The 20,619-nt window shown below is 41.7% G+C and carries 19 protein-coding genes; 9 read left to right on the forward strand and 10 right to left on the reverse strand.

Going from position 1 to position 20,619, the window contains the following annotated elements; all coding sequences use genetic code 11:
- The first annotated feature begins 50 nt into the window (after positions 1-50).
- Positions 51-692: a DUF11 domain-containing protein gene (locus MTTB_RS00080; RefSeq protein ID WP_248564519.1), complete on the forward strand. Its 642-nt coding sequence runs from the start codon at positions 51-53 to the stop codon at positions 690-692.
- A gap of 20 nt (positions 693-712) precedes the next feature.
- On the opposite strand, the gene MTTB_RS00085 is transcribed toward MTTB_RS00080, so the two are convergent.
- Entirely contained in the window at positions 713-1,474 is a 762-nt protein-coding gene (locus MTTB_RS00085; RefSeq protein WP_428343367.1) for a restriction endonuclease, read from the reverse strand.
- A gap of 456 nt (positions 1,475-1,930) precedes the next feature.
- Between MTTB_RS00085 and surE the strand changes: the two genes are divergently transcribed.
- Both surE and MTTB_RS00095 read left to right on the forward strand, forming a co-directional pair.
- Positions 1,931-2,710 (forward strand): 5'/3'-nucleotidase SurE, encoded by a 780-nt coding sequence (surE, locus tag MTTB_RS00090; RefSeq protein ID WP_248564521.1) that lies wholly within the window; start codon positions 1,931-1,933, stop codon positions 2,708-2,710.
- A 64-nt stretch (positions 2,711-2,774) separates the two neighbouring features.
- Entirely contained in the window at positions 2,775-2,966 is a 192-nt protein-coding gene (locus MTTB_RS00095; RefSeq protein WP_248564522.1) for an LSM domain-containing protein, read from the forward strand.
- Here the strand turns inward: MTTB_RS00095 and MTTB_RS00100 are convergent.
- Genes MTTB_RS00100 through MTTB_RS00115 form a run of 4 tightly spaced genes read right to left on the reverse strand, consistent with a single transcriptional unit; the run spans position 2,958 to position 7,196 of the window.
- Complete coding sequence (locus MTTB_RS00100) at positions 2,958-3,956, reverse strand: methanogenesis marker 12 protein (RefSeq protein WP_248564523.1); 999 nt, start codon at positions 3,954-3,956, stop codon at positions 2,958-2,960. The two genes, MTTB_RS00095 and MTTB_RS00100, sit on opposite strands and share 9 nt — an antisense overlap.
- A gap of 12 nt (positions 3,957-3,968) precedes the next feature.
- Positions 3,969-4,955 carry a ketol-acid reductoisomerase gene (ilvC, locus tag MTTB_RS00105; RefSeq protein ID WP_248564524.1) on the reverse strand — a complete coding sequence of 329 codons (987 nt, stop codon included), beginning with the start codon at positions 4,953-4,955 and terminating at the stop codon, positions 3,969-3,971.
- A gap of 22 nt (positions 4,956-4,977) precedes the next feature.
- A complete protein-coding gene (ilvN, locus tag MTTB_RS00110; RefSeq protein WP_248564525.1) occupies positions 4,978-5,475 on the reverse strand; it encodes an acetolactate synthase small subunit in 498 nt (165 codons plus the stop codon).
- Positions 5,475-7,196, reverse strand: a complete 1,722-nt coding sequence (locus MTTB_RS00115; protein ID WP_248564526.1) for an acetolactate synthase large subunit — start codon at positions 7,194-7,196, stop codon at positions 5,475-5,477. Before MTTB_RS00115 ends, ilvN begins: the two co-directional genes overlap by 1 nt.
- A gap of 120 nt (positions 7,197-7,316) precedes the next feature.
- Between MTTB_RS00115 and purD the strand changes: the two genes are divergently transcribed.
- Entirely contained in the window at positions 7,317-8,630 is a 1,314-nt protein-coding gene (purD, locus tag MTTB_RS00120) for a phosphoribosylamine--glycine ligase (protein ID WP_248564527.1), read from the forward strand.
- A 14-nt stretch (positions 8,631-8,644) separates the two neighbouring features.
- Positions 8,645-9,544: an ornithine carbamoyltransferase gene (argF, locus tag MTTB_RS00125; RefSeq protein ID WP_248564528.1), complete on the forward strand. Its 900-nt coding sequence runs from the start codon at positions 8,645-8,647 to the stop codon at positions 9,542-9,544.
- 5 nt (positions 9,545-9,549) lie between these two features.
- Here argF and argS read toward each other — a convergent pair whose 3' ends face one another.
- The 3 genes from argS to ilvD are packed head-to-tail and all read right to left on the reverse strand — an operon-like array spanning position 9,550 to position 13,346.
- On the reverse strand, positions 9,550-11,232 hold the full coding sequence (gene argS / locus MTTB_RS00130) for an arginine--tRNA ligase (protein ID WP_248564529.1): 1,683 nt from the start codon (positions 11,230-11,232) through the stop codon (positions 9,550-9,552).
- Positions 11,233-11,248: 16 nt separating this feature from the next.
- Positions 11,249-11,671 (reverse strand): signal peptidase I, encoded by a 423-nt coding sequence (locus MTTB_RS00135; protein WP_248564530.1) that lies wholly within the window; start codon positions 11,669-11,671, stop codon positions 11,249-11,251.
- Positions 11,672-11,693: 22 nt separating this feature from the next.
- The gene (ilvD, locus tag MTTB_RS00140; RefSeq protein WP_248564531.1) at positions 11,694-13,346 is read right to left on the reverse strand and encodes a dihydroxy-acid dehydratase; all 1,653 of its coding nucleotides are present in this window, start codon (positions 13,344-13,346) and stop codon (positions 11,694-11,696) included.
- Between the two features lie 72 nt (positions 13,347-13,418).
- Between ilvD and MTTB_RS00145 the strand changes: the two genes are divergently transcribed.
- Positions 13,419-14,690, forward strand: coding sequence for an MgtC/SapB family protein (locus MTTB_RS00145; protein WP_248564532.1), 1,272 nt, complete (start codon positions 13,419-13,421; stop codon positions 14,688-14,690).
- Here the strand turns inward: MTTB_RS00145 and MTTB_RS00150 are convergent.
- Positions 14,671-14,991 (reverse strand): cupin domain-containing protein, encoded by a 321-nt coding sequence (locus MTTB_RS00150; protein WP_248564533.1) that lies wholly within the window; start codon positions 14,989-14,991, stop codon positions 14,671-14,673. The two genes, MTTB_RS00145 and MTTB_RS00150, sit on opposite strands and share 20 nt — an antisense overlap.
- A gap of 5 nt (positions 14,992-14,996) precedes the next feature.
- Positions 14,997-16,475, reverse strand: coding sequence for a hydroxylamine reductase (gene hcp, locus MTTB_RS00155; RefSeq protein WP_248564534.1), 1,479 nt, complete (start codon positions 16,473-16,475; stop codon positions 14,997-14,999).
- Between the two features lie 1,122 nt (positions 16,476-17,597).
- Here hcp and MTTB_RS00160 point away from each other — a divergent pair.
- The 3 genes from MTTB_RS00160 to MTTB_RS00170 all read left to right on the forward strand — a co-directional run bounded on the left by MTTB_RS00160 (position 17,598) and on the right by MTTB_RS00170 (position 20,617).
- Complete coding sequence (locus MTTB_RS00160) at positions 17,598-19,424, forward strand: threonine--tRNA ligase (RefSeq protein ID WP_248564535.1); 1,827 nt, start codon at positions 17,598-17,600, stop codon at positions 19,422-19,424.
- A gap of 111 nt (positions 19,425-19,535) precedes the next feature.
- Positions 19,536-20,312, forward strand: coding sequence for a ParA family protein (locus MTTB_RS00165; protein ID WP_248564536.1), 777 nt, complete (start codon positions 19,536-19,538; stop codon positions 20,310-20,312).
- Entirely contained in the window at positions 20,309-20,617 is a 309-nt protein-coding gene (locus MTTB_RS00170) for a hypothetical protein (RefSeq protein ID WP_248564537.1), read from the forward strand. The genes MTTB_RS00165 and MTTB_RS00170 overlap by 4 nt, the downstream gene beginning before the upstream one ends.
- Positions 20,618-20,619: the final 2 nt, after the last annotated feature.

A 20,619-nucleotide genomic window follows, 5' to 3' on the forward strand; every position in this document is an offset into this window, starting at 1 on the left:
GTTAAAAAACTTCTAGTTTTTTTTCTGTGCACTAACTTGTGGGGGGGTGAATGATGAGAAGATTTGCACTGATACTTGCATTGGTGATGCTAGTTTCTATAATCGGCGCTGGAGCAGTCGCGGCACAGGAAGATGATCTACCGGACGGAGAAGCGGATTTGGCGGTTGATGTTACGCTGACTGATTCTGAGGGTAATCCTTTGGATGAGGCTACTGTTGGTGATGAGGTTGTAGGTGTTGTTGAAGCGGCGAACAATGGACCGGATGATGCGACTGGTGTTGTTGTCTATTTATGGCAGCAGGGTTTCGGAAACCCTGATGTGGAGAATATTGTCAACTGGTGGTCTGTTTCATGGGATGGTGTCAATTGGGTGGACTTTGACCCTTCATTCGACCCAGAAGATGGCATATGGGATATAGGTGACATGCCAGCTGGGGATGTTTACACGCTCTTGATAGGATTCACGGCAAAGGAAGCTGGACCGGGCATCCTTGGAGCAGGGATAGAAGGCGACCAATACGACCCAGATTATTCAAACAATGAAGACGAATATGTCATCGATATCCTGGAACCTGTTATTCCAGTTTCTGCTGGTAAGGTTCCTATGCAACCTACAGGCGCTCCATTAGCACTTGCAATACTCTCAGTTCTCATGACAATAGCCGGCCTAACACTACCCAAAATAAAATAAAATTCCATTATTTTTTTTTTTTAGATGAGTATTATGATTATGAGTATTAGGAGGGATATGAAGAAGACTACAGTACCCCTGAGTAATATGAACATTTTCTCTTTTTCTCCGATGGGTGTTATACCATATGAGAGGATGAATGAGAAGAATATTTTCAGTATCCCGAGGATCCTCTCATCTAACCTAATAAAGGTTTCTATAAGGTGTGTGAGTCCAATCGAGATTCCAACTACTAATAAAACGAGGAAGAATAGGTTTTGAAATAATATCCTAGATTGCTTGAATATGCTGGTTTTAGGTTCTTTCCTGGATAATAAACTCCTCTTTGCATTGTTAAAAGCGGATTCTTTAGGCGTGTAGGATTCTATTTCATCATGAAATTCCTCTTCTGGTGCTTGCAACCTCTTTGAAAACTTTTCTGCTAATGATATTATCCCGGCCCTGTCTATAAGTTTAATATTTTTCTTGGCAGCATAATTTAGGGCCTGTTTCGTATAATCTGATGTGGTTACAATAACTATTTTAGAAGCTTTAAGATTCTTTGCAACCATCTCCATTTCTTTTAGAACATCTAATCCCACTTTCCATTTTTTATCATAATTTTTGCAAGCCACAACCACGCTCATATCTCCGATAGCGGTGGGGATGATACCATAAATGTCCACAACATATTTTGAGGTTTTGAAATTCTTATAAACCTTGAAACCAGACTCCTCCATGATTTTAGCCATGAAATTTACTAGCTTCTCCCTCTTCAAATCTCCCACCTGAATTGATCCCATTATCTTATAATCATCATAATAAGTGAACTACCCCTTACCGGGGGTTTCCTGCTTAATGATGAGAACTTGCTGGTATACCATGTAGGCGTTTTCATCTTCGCGGGCTCAGGGGGACCGTTCCCAGTCCCGTGTTGAGTAATCTTATTCTTTGTTTTTTTCACAATTCTTTGAACCTTTCCTTGAAAGATTCTCTTGTAGTATAGCCGAGCATGTCCTTGCTCCTCAACATATTAATACATTGAGGGTCACTTGACCAGTATGGAAGAGCATAAACCCCGAATGAGCTCCTCTATTAAGTTTATATTTTATAAGTACATCTATTTTTATACAACTATGTATAGTTTTCGGCTATCCCCACTCCCAAAGGAATGGGGATTTCCCCGCCGATAAAGTTAAAATGTTGCCATGGGGGTTGACAGATTCATTGGATAAAAGATTGTGGTTTGAGGATTTGAAATGAAAATCTTGATAACAAATGATGACGGAGTGAATTCCTCGGGTATAATAGCTGCAAAGGATGCTGTGGAGAGCCTTGGAGAATGTATAATAGTGGCCCCTGCCACTCAGCAGAGTGGGATAGGACACGCTTTAACATTATTTGAGCCTATTAGAGTTAATGATGTCACATTAAGGGATGGTACCATGGCTTATTCTGTTTCCGGGACGCCAACTGACGCCGTTATCCTTGGCATCTTTGAATTGGCGGAGGAGAAGCCTGACCTCGTGATTTCCGGGATAAATATGGGTGAAAACCTTGGAAAATCAGAGTTGACAACATCTGGGACTATTGGAGCTGCCATGGAAGCTGCTGTACATGGAGTGCCGGCTCTTGCGGTTTCGTTGCAAGTGAAAAGGGGTGATATCAAATTCCATGATGGACATGTTGACATTGATTTTTCCACTGCAAAGAAAATAACATATAAAATAGCTAAAAACATCCTCGCGAAGGGATTGCCTGAAGGTGTTGACTTCCTAAACCTCAACATACCCCTGCATATGAAAAAAGAAGAAATCAAGCTCACAAGATTAGGTGACAGAATGTATAATGTACATGTGCAAAAGAGGCTCGACCCCCGTGGCAGACCATATTATTGGATTGATGGAGAACCAGCAGGCCATGACCTTCCCGGGACGGATGTTTATACGCTTAAAAAGGAGAATGTAGCGACCCTCACACCGTTATCCCTTGACTGCACATCTAACCTTAAATCGATGAAAGGATGGCTTCAACCTTAAAAGTTTAGCGTTTCCCGAATCATTTATAAAAATTTACCCAGATAACATACATGAGGGGTATTATATGGCTGATAAGATTAACAGACAATTTTTGAAATTCAAGGACAGGAGGGTGCTTGTCACCCTAAAAAATAATAATGAACATGAAGGTAGGCTTATATCCATTGACAATTATCTTAACACAGTACTTGAAACAGAGAATGGGATTCAGTTTATAAGGGGTACTAAGATAGCCTTCATCTCACTGTTAGGGTAGGCTTTCCACTTCAATTCCAAGGATTTCTTTTTTTCCATTGTAGATGTCCCTGGCTATCTGGGCGCTGCCTAATGATCCTGAAATCGCTGGTAATCGACGAACTTCCACTGGACAATCTAATTGCCTTTTGAGGATATCATAAAAGTTTATGGGCTCTTCCATGGCCCCGACTGATCCCGTGAGGACTATACCATCTACCTTGTCGGCTATGCCTATAAGTCCCCAGATCTCCATTGTTATGGTCATCGCCATTGTATCAAGGGCTAGTCTTGCTTTATGGTCGCCTTCAAGATATCTTTTTAGGAGTTCATCCTTCGCCCTTGAGACCTTCGTATCTATACCCGCTATCTTCACAGCCCCTGCATGTGAGAAGCATTCGTTGGCGGTTTTGTAACCGTCATCGATTGCCCTGATCATTTCAAGGTCTAAGGGTCCATGTATGACCCCCATAGCACCTATACACGCGTCCATAGCACCCTTTATAATACTGTCTTGGATTAGGATAGTTACTGTGTTGGAGCTTATATCAGAGACTATCATGTTCTCCCAGCCAGTCTCAAGGTGGGCATTATAGGATATGCTGACCTTTTCTGCGCTTCCATGATGAGAATATGCTGCTTTGAAACGTTCATCTAGACAAGGAAGGTTCCGGTGCAGGCCGGGGATCAATACTGTTGGGATTCCTGATCTTTCTATCTCTGAATATACTGCCGTTCCACCCCCAGTGACCTTACCAGCACCTCCAATGGAAATTATACCCCTATTCTCAACTTTTTCTAAGGGTTTGATAGTTGTTATAGCGTCTCCCATGGCATAGGTTATTGCCATCAGTTCGATTTCTGCGAGGTCTATTCTTTTTGATAGCTCTTCTATTGCAGAGACTTTACCCTTTGAGAGTTCTTCGCGTCCTAATTTGAAGTGTTCAATTTCCTTTGATAAAATAGTGAAGGATATGCCTGTGGTTCCGTGGTCCATTCCAACGAATGCCAATGTTTTTCCACCTTACCTTTGTAGACCGCAGAGTTTTCGCAATTTGGATCCTACTTTTTCTATTTCTAATTCCGCTTCAAGTTCTCGCATTCTTTTTAGCATTGGCCCGCCAGCCTTGTTCTCTAGTGTCCATTCTTTTGCGAATTCGCCTCTTTGGATCTCTTCTAATATTTTTTCCATTTCCTTTTTCGTGTTTTGGGTGATTATCCTTGAACGTCTTGTGAGGCCTCCGAATTCTGCGGTGTTGCTGACGTTTTTCCACATTCCAGTGAATCCTTTTTCGTAGATGAGGTCTACTATTAGTTTTAGTTCATGGCAAGTTTCAAAGTATGCGAGTTCTGGTTGGTAGCCTGCCTCCACCAGAGTTTCGAAGGCTGTTTTTATGAGTTCTGTGACACCACCACAGAGGACTGTCTGTTCACCGAAAAGGTCTGTTTCGGTCTCCTCCTTGAATGTTGTTTCTAATATTCCTGCTCTAGCGAATCCACATGCTTTACCCATTGCAAGGGCTATTTCAAGCGCGTCTCCTGTTGCGTCGACTTCGACCGCTACCAGTCCTGGTATTCCAAACCCTTCTAAATATGTTCTTCTGACCATGGCCCCAGGACCCTTTGGTGCTATCATTGTAACGTTAACTCCTTCTGGGGCTTTTATGTACCCATAGTGGATGTTGTATCCATGTGAAAATGATATGGTGTTGCCTTCTGTCAGGTATGGTTCTATTGACTGTTCATAGACTGTTGCTTGTATTTCGTCAGGTATGAGGATATGTACGATGTCGGCTTCCCTTGAAGCATCCTCTATTGTCATGACATTCATACCATCCTCTTTAGCCCGGTTCCATGAACTTCCACCGCTTCTAACACCCACTATCACGTTTAATCCGCTGTCGGCCATGTTCCTGGCCTGGGCTCTTCCTTGGCTACCATATCCTATGACTGCTATTTTTTTATCAGCTATCACATCCATTTCTATGTCATCTTCATAATAGATTTTCATGTCACATCCTCCTCCAATTTTATTATATTGTCTTGGAGCCCCGGGACATTGCTGTTGGGCCTGTTCTCGCCAATTCTTTTATGCCAAATCCTGTCATGAGTTCTATGAATGCATCTATTTTGTCGGTGTCCCCTGTAATCTCCACGGTTAAAGTTTCTGTGCTCACGTCAACTATTCTTCCACGGAAGATGTTTGCATATTGTATTATCTCTGATCTTGCTCTTTCTTCGAGGGCGTGGACTTTTATCAGGCAGAGTTCTCTTTGGACTATGTTTGTGGGTTCAAGGTCTCTTACTTTAATGACATCTATTAGTTTATTTAATTGTTTTGTTAGTTGTTCTAGGAGCTTATCATCACCTTTTGCTATGATTGTCATGCGGGCGAGCCCTGGAGTTTCGGATTCTCCCACTGTTATGCTTTCAATGTTGAAACCTCTCCTTGTGAATAACCCTGACACCCGCTGTAATACTCCTGGTTTGTGTTCGACGACGGTGCTGATTATATGGGTTTTAAGTTCCATTATTCCCCCTCCACTTTCCCTTTTTTGATGGGTTCTGATTCTACTTTATATTCACCCACTATCTCGGTAAGCCCGCATCCAGGGGGTACCATTGGGAGTATTTCCATGGGGTCTATTACTATATCAATAATAGTGGGACCCCCAGACTTTATAGCCCTTTTCAGGGCTTCTTTAACTTCTCCAGGTTTTTCCACCTTTTCAGCGTCTATTTTGTATGCTTCTGCTAGTTTGACAAAGTCTGGTACTTCACCAAGGTATGTGTGTGACATTCTCTCATCATAAAATAATCTTTGCCATTGGGCCACCATCCCTAGGTGTCGGTTGTCCATGATACAAATTGTGATGGGTATATCATATTCTCTAAGGGTTGCGAGGTCTTGTGACACCATGAGGAAGCCGCCGTCACCACATACTGCCACCACGTCTTCTTCTGGTAGGGCCATTTTCGCCCCCATTGCAGCTGGGAATCCGAAGCCCATTGTCCCAAGGCCGCCTGATGATATGAATCTCCTAGGCTTCTTTGAGGTGTAGAAGTGGGCCATCCACATCTGGTTCTGGCCAACATCTGTTGTTACAATGGTATCATCGTTTATGGTTTCCATTATCTCCTTTATGACCTGTTGAGGTTTTAGTGGGATTTCTTTGTCGAATGATAGTCTTGGCATGCATTTGTTGCGGAATTTTATGGTTTTTTCGATCCATTCTCTCTTCTGCGAGTTTATATCCTCTTTTTCTAGTATTTTTAGGATGTCCTGGAGGACTTTTTTGGCGTCGCCAACGATTGGTATATCCACTTCTACGTTTTTTCCTATTTCTGCGGGGTCTATGTCAATGTGTATTATTTTGGCGTTTGGTGCGAATTCTGCTATGTTTCCTGTTGTACGGTCTGAGAATCTGCATCCTATCGCTATTAGGCAGTCGCATTCGTTCACTGTTAAGTTTGCGACTTTTCGGCCGTGCATGCCTAGCATTCCAAGTGAGTATGGGTGGTCTTCTGGGAATGAGCCTTTCCCTAAAAGTGTTGTTGTCACCGGGGCTTTTATGGTCTTTGCTAATCTTTTAAGTTCTTTTGACGCGCCCGATATTATGACACCGCCGCCGGCTAATATAACAGGCTTTTTGGCGTTTATGATAGCATCTGCGGCCCTTTTTATCTGTAATGGGTGGCCTTTTAATGTGGGTTTATATCCTGGTAATTTGAAGGGTTTGTCTATGTATTCGTCTAATTCAGCTTCTTGTATATCCTTTGGAAGGTCTATCACGACAGGTCCTGGTCTTCCCGTTTTTGCTATTTTGAAACTTGATTTTATTATCCGTGGTATGTCATTTGGGTTGTTTGGTCTGAAGCTGTGCTTTGTGATGGGCATTGTTATGCCGAGCATGTCTACTTCTTGGAATGCGTCATTACCGATAAGTTGTGTTGCGACTTGTCCAGCTATTGCTATTATCGGTGATGAGTCCATGTAGGCTGTTGCAATCCCTGTTACGAGGTTTGTTGCCCCGGGGCCTGATGTGGCCATGCATACACCCACTTTCCCTGAGGCCCTGGCGTATCCATCTGCTGCGTGGGCTGCGCATTGTTCGTGTCTTACCAGGATGTGTTTGAGTTCTGAATCATATAGTACATCATATAATGGGAGCACTGCCCCGCCCGGGTATCCGAATACTGTTTCTACTCCTTCATCTAGAAGTGCCTGGACTATTGCTTGTCCTCCATTCATAGGAACACCTTTGCGTACACCATCTTTTATCATTATTATTAATGATATATGCTTATAATCTTGCAACTTTATATAAATAACTAAAAAATAAATTAATTGTCTAAAGGGGAGGATCAAGCCATGAAGATCTTGGTAGTGGGTACAGGAGCCCGAGAACATGCCATATGCAAATCACTAGAAGGCGAAGCCGAAATATATTCCTTCATGAGTAACAAGAATCCTGGGATAACACGTATCGTGAAAGATTTCAAATTAGGGGATGAAACAGACACTGAAAAGGTTAAAGATTTTGCAATCGAAAAAAATATTGATATAGCATTCATCGGACCAGAAGCCCCACTAGAAAAGGGCATAGTAGATAAGCTACTTGCCACTGGCATTGAAACAATAGGCCCCACGGCTGACGCCGCCAGGATAGAAACCGACAAAGCCTTCATGCGAATACTCTTCGAAAAATACAAGATCCCGGGTTCACTCCAATATAGAATATTTGACGATTACCAAGAAGTCAGCCAATTCCTGGACGATTTTGAAGGCGAAGCAGTGGTAAAACCCGTAGGACTCACAGGGGGGAAAGGGGTTAAAATCGTAGGAGAACACCTAAAAGACAATGAAGAAGCGAAAAAATACGCCAAACAGGTGATAGAAGAAAAAATCGGCGGTCAGGCGAGGGTAGTTATCGAAGAGAGAGTTACAGGAGAAGAATTCACCCTCCAAGCATTCTCTGATGGTAAAAAATTAGTCCCAATGCCAGCAGTCCAAGACCATCCACACGCATTCGAAGGCGACCACGGGCCAATAACAGGGGGAATGGGATCCTACTCAGACAAAAACGGACTACTACCATTCCTAGAAAAGAAAGAATATGACAAGGCAGTTAAAATAATGGAAAAAACCATAGACGCACTAGATAAAGAGACAGGCCCATATAAGGGGATACTATATGGACAGTTCATGTTAACCCGTGACGGACCACGCATTATAGAATACAACGCCCGCTTCGGAGACCCAGAAGCCATGAACGTCCTACCATTACTCGAAACCAACATGGTCAACATATGCGAAGACATAATCAACACCCAATTAAAAACAGCCAAATTCAAAAAACTGGCAACAGTCTGCAAGTACATAGTACCCAAAGGATACCCCGACAAGGGAGAAGCCGGAAAACCACTAAAAATAGATGAAAAAAGGATAAAAAGTGAAGGTGCTGACATCTACTATGCTTCAGTGAACGAAAAGGATGGTAAAATATACACAACATCATCAAGGGCCGTGGCACTAGTTGCACTAGCAGAAGACATCTACACAGCAGAACAAACATGTGAAAACGCCACAAAATTCGTCAAAGGAGACGTATATCACCGAAGAGATATCGGGACAAGAGAACTTATCCAAAAAAGAATCAATCACATCAAACAGATAAAAAAATAATTTGGAGAAGAAAAATGAAGCACCTACTATCAGTATGCGACATGAAAGACAAGGTAGAATACCTCCTAGACCTTGCAGATAAATTCAAAAACGGTCTGATAAAAGGAAAACCATTAAAGGACAAATACATGGCCATGGTATTCGAGAAAGCCTCCACAAGAACCAGAGTATCATTCGAAGTAGGAATGAGCCAACTAGGAGGAACACCCCTCTATCTATCAGCCCAAGACCTGCAACTAGGAAGGGGTGAACCCATAGCAGATACAGCGCGAACCCTAAGCAGATACGTCGACGCAATAATGATAAGAGCATTCAGACACAAAGATGTTATAGAATTAGCCAAGAACGCATCAGTACCAGTGATTAACGGTTTAACAGACCTTGAACATCCATGCCAAACACTCGCAGACATGCAAACCATAAGAGAATATAAAGGAGATTTCAACCGCAAATTAGCATTTATAGGTGATGGTAACAACGTTTGCAATTCCCTAATTTTAATATCAGCAATTCTTGGAATGGACATCTATGTCGCCTCGCCAAAAGGCTACGAGCCAGATAAGATGATAATAAAAAAGGCTGAAAAAATCGCCAGGGGCCAATCCATGATAAAAATAACCAATGACCCCTACGAGGCCGCGACCGGGGCTGATATTGTATATACTGATGTATGGGTTAGTATGGGCCATGAAAATGAAACAAAAGAACGATTAAAAGCATTCAGACCATACCAGGTGAACAAGGATCTAATGAATCATGCGAAGGCTGATGCCATATTCATGCACTGTTTACCCGCGAAAAGGGGCCAGGAGACAACATCTGATGTGATTGACGGTCCGAATTCAGTAGTATGGGACCAGGCGGAGAATAGACTTCATGCCCAGAAGGCTATCATGTATTGGCTGATAAGATAAGCCCATCACATCGTGGCAGGGACTTCTATCCCAAGGAGCTTAAGCCCGTTCCTGATGGTTTTCTTCACCCTGTCAACTAGGATTAGACGCGCCCCCTCAAATTCTGAGCCGATTACCGGTGAGAACTTGTAGAATTTGTGAAATGCATTTGCAAGCTCTTGCAAGTATTGGGCTATTAAATGAACTCGTCTATTTTCCGCGGATTCCCTAACAACACCTGGAAATTTAGCTAACAACCTTATAAGGTCCCTTTCCAGTTCGTTAGGTGACCATTCCCCTTCTATCTCAACATCATCAGTGAATAGGGCCTTTTTAAGTAATTTACACGCCCTTGCATGGGCGTATTGGATTGATGCGCAGCCCATTTCAAAATTTAACGCCTCATCCCACTTGAAGACAAGATGTTTCTCTGGGGATAATCTTGCAATATAATATCTTATAGCCCCAACACCTATCTTATCAGCTATATCCTCAATTTCTTCCCTTTTTAAGTCTTTTCTCCTCTTTTTTATTTCTTTGACTGCCCGTGATCTGGCTTCATCTATAAGATCGTCTACTGATACGAAAACACCCCTACGAGTGGACATTGAACCTTCTGGGAGTGTTATGAATTCATAGAATATCACTTCTGGCCTTTTACCGCCAAGCAATCCGATAGCCGCCTCTAGTTGTTTAACGGCTAATTTATGGTCAGATCCGAGGATGTCAATGATTATGTCACATTTATTTGACTTGTATAAGTGGTATGCGAGGTCTCGGGTGGAGTAAAGTGAAGTGCCATCTGAACGGGTTAATATAAGCTCCTTATCAATGCCAAAATCTTCCAAGTCTAAATATAGAACATCATCTTCTTTGATGTAGTTGGTCTTTTTCAGTTTTTCAAGGACATTTTGCACCGACCCGTCCCTTACAAACTTGCTTTCCCAGACAAATTTGTCATGTTTAATATAGAGTCCCTTAAGTGTCTTTTTTATACCCTCCAAGCACTTTTCAACAGCCTCTTGGAATATGCTTTCTCTTTCACCCTTTTCATAGGATCTTATGAGTTCATCAATCTCGTTCTTTAATCTTGGATTTTTTTCAAGGTACTTGTTGACCTCATAGTATAATCTGCCGATTTTATGATCCCACTTATCCCCAGGATAATCTTCTAAACCTTTTTGGAGGTTCAGAAGACCCCATACTATCATGGCTATCTGTCTGCCCATATCATTCACATAATAATGGGTTTCAACATTATAACCTGCAAATTTAAGTATCCTTGCAAGCGAATCTCCTATAATAGCATTTCTTATATGTCCAATATGTAAGGGTCCGTTGGGGTTAGCAGAGGTGTGTTCTAGGATGACCTTCTCGCCTTTTTCGGGTAATCTACCATAATCTTCATCTATGGAGTCTAGTAGTTTCCTTGAAAAATTCTGATAATCTATAAAAAAGTTTATATAGGGGCCCTTTGCCTCTACCTTTTCGAATAATGGGGGTAACTTTACCACTCCTATTATGGTCTTGCTGATCTCAACAGGATTCTTTTTTAATTTACTTGCAAGTTCGAATGATATTGTTGTTGCAAGATCCCCCAGTTCGGGAGTGGGAGGTTCTTCAAATCTTATATCAACTATTGGATAATTTAGGGTTGATAGGGCTTTTTTTAACGATCTTCTTGCTAAGTCTTCAAGTGTTCTTATCATCGCTTCACCATTGCTCTTATAATCCCTTTATCCACAAGGTTATGTATCCTATCTTAGGTATTATAAGGAGGTGATTGTCTATTTTGATCACACGAGCCGTTACTTGTGAGGGCCTTACCCTTTCAGGGTCTGGAACAGGATTGTTATCACCCTTAGTTATATAATATACTCCATTCTCATCCCTCTTAATATCTATAATCCTGTGTATAACCGGCTCAGGGAACCAGTTAGCATTATATATTATGATATCCCCTTTTTTAGCATCTAAGGGGTCGAATTCTTGAATTCCGAGGAAGTCAGTTTTTTGGACTATAACAATGTCTCCACGATAAAATACAGGCTCCATGCTACCTGAAACAACCACGTTCATATGCTGTGAAAGTATCACCGCCACTAATAATATTACAATGTATGTTACCAGTTCCAGACGATCTTTCAATCTTTCACCACCTCTCTCTTTTTTATCCTCTTAGTATTGCCCCTTTATCAGCTGATGTTGCAAGCTTTCGGTATCTTCTAAGCCACCCTTTAACCTTACGGGTCGGTTTTTCCACCTTGGCAAGCCTATCTTTTATCTCATCATCTGAAAGTTTAACATTTAACCTCCTCTTGGGGATGTTTATCTCTATTATATCCCCATCTTCTAGAGCAGCAATTGGACCCCCCTCAGCAGCTTCCGGCGACACATGTCCTATACACGGCCCCCTGGTACCCCCTGAGAATCTTCCATCTGTTATAAGAGCTACCCTTTCAAGACCCATCCCTGCTATGGCCGAGGTTGGATTGAGTATCTCCCTCATACCAGGACCGCCCTTAGGCCCTTCATATCTTATAACTATTACTGATCCTTCCTCTATTTCACCATCAAATATTGCCTTGACGCATTCTTCCTCGCTGTTAAATACCTTCGCGGTTCCATTATAGATTAACATATCATCTTTCACGGCAGCTTGTTTAACCACCGACCCCCTGGGGGCTAGATTACCCTTCAAGACGGCGATACCACCCTCCTTGTGTATGGGATCATCTAATGATCTTATAATATTCGGATCTTTCACCCTCGCATCCTTTATATTTTCTTTCAAGGTTTTACCAGTACAGGTGATCACGTCTAGGTTTATCTTGTCCTCTATGACCTTTAATACGGCCGGTATACCCCCTGCCCTTTCAAGGTCTATCATATGATTTTCACTTGCAGGGGATATCGCTACTATATGGGGGATTTTCTTGCTTAAATCATCGAATAAGTCTAGGTTTACATCAACATTATCGAGTTCGGCTGCGATTGCAGGCAGATGAAGTGTGGTATTTGTCGAACCTCCAAGTGCAACATCCACAGCAATCGCATTTTCAAAGGCCTCTTGGCTCATTATATCTGCTGGGCGGAGATCCTCTTTAACCATCTCAACAATCCTGGCACCTGAAAGGCGTGCGATTTGTAATTTTTTAGAGTCTACCGCATGTAATGTGGCGCAGCCAGGGAGACTCATACCAAGGGCCTCGGTAAGACAAGCCATACTATTTGCGGTGAATAGGCCGGCGCATGAGCCAGGCCCTGGACAGGCACATTTCTCCAATTCTTCAAGGTCACCGGAGCCTATTTTACCCTCGGAGAAGGCTCCAACCCCCTCATATACGTTTATAAGGTCGATTTTTTTTCCTTGGCATTCTCCGGGGAACATGGGCCCTCCTGTAACGGCTATGGTTGGGATGTTGAGTCTGGCTGCGGCCATTAGCATGCCAGGGACTATCTTATCACAGGATGAAAGGAGTATTAGACCATCTAGGCGGTGTGCTTGGATCATGCTTTCAACAGTGTCTGCTATTATCTCTCTTGAAGCGAGGGAATAGCGCATTCCATCATGGTTCATTGCTATACCATCACATATTGCCATGGTGTGGAATTCGAATGGTATACCACCTGCTTGGTTCACACCAGCTTTTACGGCCTCTGCTAAACTTTTGAGGTGGAGGTGTCCTGGCACGATGTTAGTGTAACTGTTCGCTATCCCAATGAAAGGCTTTTTGAAATCTTCATCTGTTAATCCGCAAGCCCTCAGTAGTGAACGGTGAGGGGCTCTTTCAAATCCTTTTTTAATCTCGTCACTTCTCATGAAAAACCCACCTGATGATAACAATTAAGAGGTTATAAAATATATAGGATGTGAAGGGTTATATTAATAGGTATGGAATCTTTGATTTTAAGGATCCTTATATCCCTTGGCATCGGCGCCCTTATTGGTATTGAGAGGGAAAGACGTAGAAAAAATTCTGAATTTGCGGGTATACGGACTTTCATGTTAATGGCTCTCTTAGGGACATTATCGGTTTATGTTTCAGAAGTTTTCCCATATTTTCTGATTGTGGCATTCATAGGACTTGTTGCCCTTATAGTTGCCAGCTATATTATGAGTACGAAGGATGATGGTGATATTGGACTTACAAGCGAAGTTGCGGCGCTTTTGACATTTGTGCTTGGCGCCATCTGTGGGTGGGGTGATGGTTACAAGCTTGCACCAGTAGTGGCAATTATCATAACAGTATTATTAGCCCTTAAAAAGTATTTACACTTATTCGCCCGGCGCATAAGTGAAAGGGAGATGATAGACACATTAAAATTTCTAGTAGTTGCATTTGTGATATTACCATTACTTCCCAACACTTACATGGGCCCTTTTAATGTTTTTAATCCCTATCAGATATGGTTGATGGTTGTTTTTATTTCAGGTATAAGCTATGCAGGATATATTGCAATGAAGATAATAGGCCCCGAAAGGGGTCTTAGCATTACAGGGATCATCGGGGGTCTTGTATCCAGCACAGCTGTTGTAACGGCCATGGCTGGCCGGGTGAAGGAATCAGAGGGTGTTATGAGGGCTGCTCTATTCGCTTCTGTTGTTGCAAGTTCTATGATGTTTTTCAGGATATTATTCGAGGTCATGGTTATAAACCCTGGATTATTAACATTCCTCTCATTACCACTTTTTACCATGGGGATTATTGGAATAGCCCTTGGTTTAGGTTTGCTTAGAAGTCCGAACGCGAATGTGAAATCTGAAGTGAAATTGAAGAATCCATTTTCACTAAAACCAGCATTTATCTTCGGAGCACTCTTTATGGTGATACTCTTCGCGGCAAAGGCCGCTAATATCTATATAGGGAACATGGGGGTCTATTTAGCCGGTTTAATATCAGGTATTGCCGATGTTGACGCTATCACAGTAAGCATGGCCATTCTCTCTAGGAATAATATAATATCACCGTATACTGCGATAACTACAATAACCCTCGCGAGCATATCCAATACCCTTGTAAAACTTGGAATAGCCTTACTATTTGGCACGAAAAATTTTGGGAAAAAAATAGGGATGATATTTGCTACTATGATACTCGCGGGGCTGATTATAATAGTCCTAGTTGGTCTTCACTACCAGGGGGTTATGATTTTATCATGGTAAGTATCATCTTATATGGTTCCCTCGCATATAATGCGTGTGGTTCATTGGCTGGCATAATAATCATTTCCCCAGCCTCTAACACATGTTTTTCGCCACTTATTGTTATCTCGGCTTCACCATCGATGATCTGTACCATAGCATCAAATGGTGCTGTATGCTCACTTAAACCCTGCCCTTTGTCAAATGCGAATATTGTAACCGTACCTGTATCACGTCTTATGATTTCACGACTTACCACCGCACCCTCTTGATAATCTACCAGCTCATTCAAATTTAGGACCTTCCCCTTTAAATTTTCCAATTGTATCACCCTAACATTTCTTTCATATCATCCTCAGGTTTACCTATAAGCTTCAGATCATAGTTTTCTTTTAGGAATTTTATGATGTCATTGTTAGCCCACCCAGGGAGTATGGGGCCAATGTACATTCCCTTCATGTTTAGTGCGAGTAGGCTCCAGAGTATGGCTGCTGCTTTTTGCTCCATCCAACTAAGAACTATGCTAAGTGGCAGTTCATCTATTTCCATGTTGAATAATCTGCTGAGGGCTTCCACGATTTCTATTGCTACTATAGCATCGTTACATTGGCCAAGATCTATCAAGCGTGGTATGCCATCTATGTCTCCAAGTTTCATATCATTGAATCGATATTTTCCACAAGCGAGTGTTAATATGATGGTATCATCTGGGAGTTTACTTACAAATTCCCTATAATATTTTGCCCTGGGGAGTGGGGAGTCGCATCCACCAACCAAAAAGAATCTCCTGATCTTACCATCCTCTACAAGCTCTTTTATCCTATTAGATAATGATAGTATGGTTGAAGCGCCGAAACCAGTTGTAAATGTTCTCTTTCCCTCTTCTTCTTTGAGTGGTGGTAATTCAAGGGCTTTATCGATTAATGGCGTGAAATCATAATCTTCAATGTATTCTACTTTTGGAAGTTTTGCAACACCACATGTGAACATCCTCTCCCTGTAATCATCTTTCGGGAGTAGTACACAGTTTGATGTTCCAAGTATCGCAACCTGATATTTTGAAAATGTCTCTTTTTGATCAAACCATGGACCACCGAGTTGCCCCTTTAGGTGCTCATATTTTTTCAAGCCAGGGTAGCCATGTGCTGGTAGAAGCTCAGAGTGGGTGTAAATGTTTATACCCTCATCTTCAGTTTGTTTCAACAATTCTTCAAGTGCTTTTAGACTATGCCCAGTTACTATAATCCCAGGCCCCTCTGATGCTCCGACTTCTACTGTTGTAGGTTCTGGTTCGCCATAATTGTCTATATGGGCCTTTTTAAGGAGTTTCATCGTTTTTATGTTCATTTCTCCTGCCTGGAGTGCAAGTTTTATGAATTCCTCTGGATCGAAATTGACATTTGTTAAAGTGGAATAAAATCCCCTTTCCAGGAATGCATCCACTTCATTGTCAGTATATCCCAGTTCTCGTGCATGATAAAGATAGGCTGAAATTCCTTTTATCGCGAATAAGAGGTTGTCCTGTAATCTTGCTACTGTCGGCTCTTTCCCGCAAACACCCCTTATTGTGCAGGCTTTACCCCTAGCTGTCTGAGAACATTGGTAACAAAACATTAAGATGCTCTCGGGTTTAATCCGGGGCCTTTCTTCTTTTAATGGTTCAAATTGGTCTTTTCCAACTCCACAGATTGGACAGACCCAATCTTCGGGGAGATCCTCGAATGGTGTTCTAGGTTTTATACCCTGGGTGGGGTCTCCCCTTCCTGGGTCATAGATATAGTCACATACCTTACAGCGATATTTCATAATCCACCCCCATTATCACTGTATTGTCCAGAGTATTAAGTTTTTGTCACTATTAATATTTAAATTTAACGGTATAATGGGGCAGATGATGGTGGATGTTACAAAGAAATCATATTAGGATAATTGGAATCGACAATTTATATAGTCTTACATTCACTCATATCAGCCACGGGCTGAAATAGGTCCATATAAACTTCCAAAATCCAGAATCTATCCTAAAAATCTCAAAAAAAGAAAGGGCTTTGTAGAAGTTGAAAAGGGTAAACCCCCATAGGATACTATGTTATACCACCAATGGAGGTAATCACCTTCAAAAGGAAAATAAATAGAATACTCAACCAACCGCAAGAATCATGAGGGGGATCTTCAAGATCCCAAGCCCCCATCTGTTCATCCACAGCCCACAAAAGGATAATAATCAAAAAAAGAACATCAAAATAAAAGCCGGATTCTTATCCTAGGCCGGGTCTGAAAAAATTACAGAAGCTTGTGAACTACCCCTCCTTGATGGGGAGGAGCTTCCTGCTTCAACACGCTTGGTCTCCAACAGGCGTGAATTCTGGGTCGTCCCAAACCCTACCCATCCAGTCATCACCCACAGTTTTATAGGATGCAGGGTTATGATGAGGACCTTCAACCCCCGTAACAATGGAATCACTTGGAATATTGTTTTATAGGATGCAGGGTTATGATGAGGACACCGCCTCTCAACCTCCTACCAGGAGGTAAACACAATAAAACATAACAGAAGAACGAGTATAGAAGTTTTTCGGCTTTCACACCCTTGGATGGGGAGTTCTCGCCGAGAAAGTTAAAAAACTTGAAAAAATAGGATGAAAATAAAATTCTGACAAAGAAAATATTCTATAATAGGATTTACACATATTGTCAGAGACTCCCCAGGAAATGATATGAAGACCTGCAATTCAAAGAAGAAATTCACCCACACCATAGAATGCCATCAGCGTCTGGAATCAATACCAAAAAGTCGCCGAATGTTCAAATTTGATAAAATATTTGGAGGACATTATAGGCCACTTGCGTAGGTCCCAAAATTTTATAATCTCAAAGGATTCAAAGTAAATAGTTGAAACTTACCTCAACAATTTTAAGGTGATTCGGATGAGGATACTTTTAATCCACGCAGATTATCTAAAATACAAAGCACGAGATAAAACAAGCATAGCAGAGGATATACCAGAGGAGATGATGGAGGGGGCCTTCAAAGAATCTCTAGTAGTCTTCACAGCCATTGAAAAAGAAGATGAAACCAATCCAAAGGCGGTGATCAAAAACGCCACCAGGGAGATAAAAGAGGTTTTTAACAAGGTTAAAGCCGAAAAGATCGTCATATACCCTTATGCTCATCTTAGTTCATCCTTAAGTTCGCCCGAAATGGCGAAAAAAATCCTAAAGAATATGGAAACTGCACTGGAAAATGAAGGATTTAATGTTTCAAGAGTACCGTTCGGATGGTACAAAGCATTCAAGATATCATGTAAAGGTCATCCACTTTCGGAACTTTCAAGGACAATAAAACCAGAACCTAAAACAGAAAAAGTAGCCGGGGAAGAAATAGAATCCAGATGGTTCATTATCGAAAGTGGAAAGCTTATAGATCCCAAAGATTTTGAATTCAAAAGCAAGAGCTTCAAATCACTTGTAGACTACGAATTAGGTGCCTTGGAGAGTAAAGGCGGGGAACCACCCCATGTTAAACTCATGAGAGAAAAAAAGTTGGCCGATTACGAGCCTTCTGCTGATATTGGGCACCTCCGCTGGTACCCAAAGGGGCGTCTCATAAGGGATCTTTTAGCAGATTACGTGTATACGCTCGTAACATCAGAAGGTGCCATGCCAGTTGAAACACCAATAATGTACGATCTTGAAGACGAAGCAATAAGAGTACACGCCGAAAAATTCGGGGAAAGACAATACAGGATGAAAAACAAAAAGGAACTAATGTTGAGATATGCTTGTTGTTTCGGGGCCTTCAGAATATTATCAGATTCGTTTTTAACATGGAAAAACCTCCCTGCACGCGTCTATGAACTTTCAACCTACAGTTTCAGACTAGAAAAGAAAGGGGAAGTTGTTGGTCTCAAGCGACTTAGGGGTTTCACCATGCCAGATCTTCACACAGTATGCAGGGACATGGGCCAGGCACTTGAAGAGTTTGAAAAACAAGTTGAAGTTTGTCTGAGGACTTCCAAGGATTTTGAGGTGGATTATGAGGTGATATTCAGGGCTACAGAGGATTTCTATGATAATTATGAGGATTGGATACTCTCGCTTGTGGAGAAGGTTGGCAAGCCCGTACTATTGGAACTTTTACCTGAAAGAAAGCATTACTGGATAGCTAAAATGGATTTCGCGGCGATAGATTACCTTGGAAGGCCCATAGAAAATCCAACGGTTCAAATAGACGTTGAGAGTGGGGAGAGATTTGATATAACATTTCTTGAGGAAGATGGGACTGATAAAAATCCTATAATACTCCACTGCAGCCCTACTGGGAGTATAGAGAGGGTAATCTGTAGTCTATTGGAGAAAGCAGCCATTGAAATGGAAGAGAGGCCTCCAATGTTGCCTGTGTGGCTTTCACCAACCCAAGTTAGGATAATAGCAGTTGCAGAAAGGCATGTTGATTACTCAATGAAAATCGCTGATAGGATAAGAGATGAGGGTATCAGGGTCGATGTAGATGATAGGGCGGAGAGTGTTGGTAAAAAAATCAGAGACGCGGCCAAGGAGTGGATACCATATATTATAGTTATAGGTGACAGAGAACTTGAAGGTGCTGAGTTTACAGTGAACATTAGGAAGACTGGTGCAAAGGAAATTCTGAAATTAGAAGATTTTATTTTCATGGTAAAAAATGAAGTAAAGGGGATGCCTTTCAGGCCGCTTACATTACCTATGAGGGTTTCTGAAAGGATCAATTTATAGGGGGCTCAACACCCCCAAACTAGTTATAAGTTATAACTTATAAGTTATAGGGTATACTTTATAAATGATAATTTAGAAGTTATTATCATCAGAATTCTCGGAGGTTTCCCATTGGGTGAAATAATATCCATAATAAACCAAAAGGGAGGCTGTGGCAAAACAACCACAGCAGTAAATTTATCAAGTGCACTTGCAATCCTAGGCAAAAAAGTCCTAATAGTTGATATAGACCCCCAAGCAAATGCAACAACAGGTTTTGGAGTCAACAAGGCAACATTAAATTCAACAATATACTCCATTATAAGCGGAGAAGCAAAAATAGAAGACACAATCCAGGAGACAATGATCCCCGACCTTTATATTATCCCAAGCAATCTTGCCCTCAGTGGCGCGGAAGTGGAACTCACCAGCCAAATAGGCTACCATACCATACTCAAGGAAGCCATAGACCCCATAAAAAATGGTTTTGATTACATCTTCATCGACGCCCCACCATCCCTCGGAATACTAACATTAAACGCCCTTGTTGCAGGCGATAGCATCATAATACCAATACAAGCAGAATACTACGCCCTTGAGGGGATGGCTGACCTCCTTAAAACAATGAAATTAGTTGAAAACCGCCTAAAAAGTCCATGCCCAATAAAGGGCATACTATTAACACTATATGACGGAAGAACCCGACTTGGAAGAGAAGTTTACCAAGAAATTAAAAACTTTTTCTTTCCACAAGAATACATCTTCAAGACAATAATACCTAGGAACATCCGCCTGGCAGAAGCCCCAAGCCATGGAAAACCATGCATAATTTATGACAAAGACTGTAAAGGTTCTAAAGCATACCTCAAACTAGCAGAGGAACTAATCAAAATGGAGGACGAAAAATGACAAGACAGAATAAAAGTCTTGGAAGAGGTCTCGACGCTCTAATAAAAGCAAAATCGACAACCACTCCACAAGACGAACCCACAACCCCACCAACACACCCCAAGGATAAGGTCAAAGAAGTTTTAGACGAGGTTAAAAAGAACCCCCGGATAACTTTATGGTCCGCAAGGTCGGCTGCAGTTTTAAGATACCTAAAGAAGACAAAACCAGAATTCAGCATAAGCAAAGAGGCGTCCCTCCTAATCGAAGAAGCTGTAAAAAACAAATACCCACAGATATGGGATCTATTCTCAGAACTTGAATAGGT

It is taken from the genome of Methanothermobacter tenebrarum (assembly GCF_023167465.1).
Classification (GTDB): domain Archaea; phylum Methanobacteriota; class Methanobacteria; order Methanobacteriales; family DSM-23052; genus Methanothermobacter_A; species Methanothermobacter_A tenebrarum.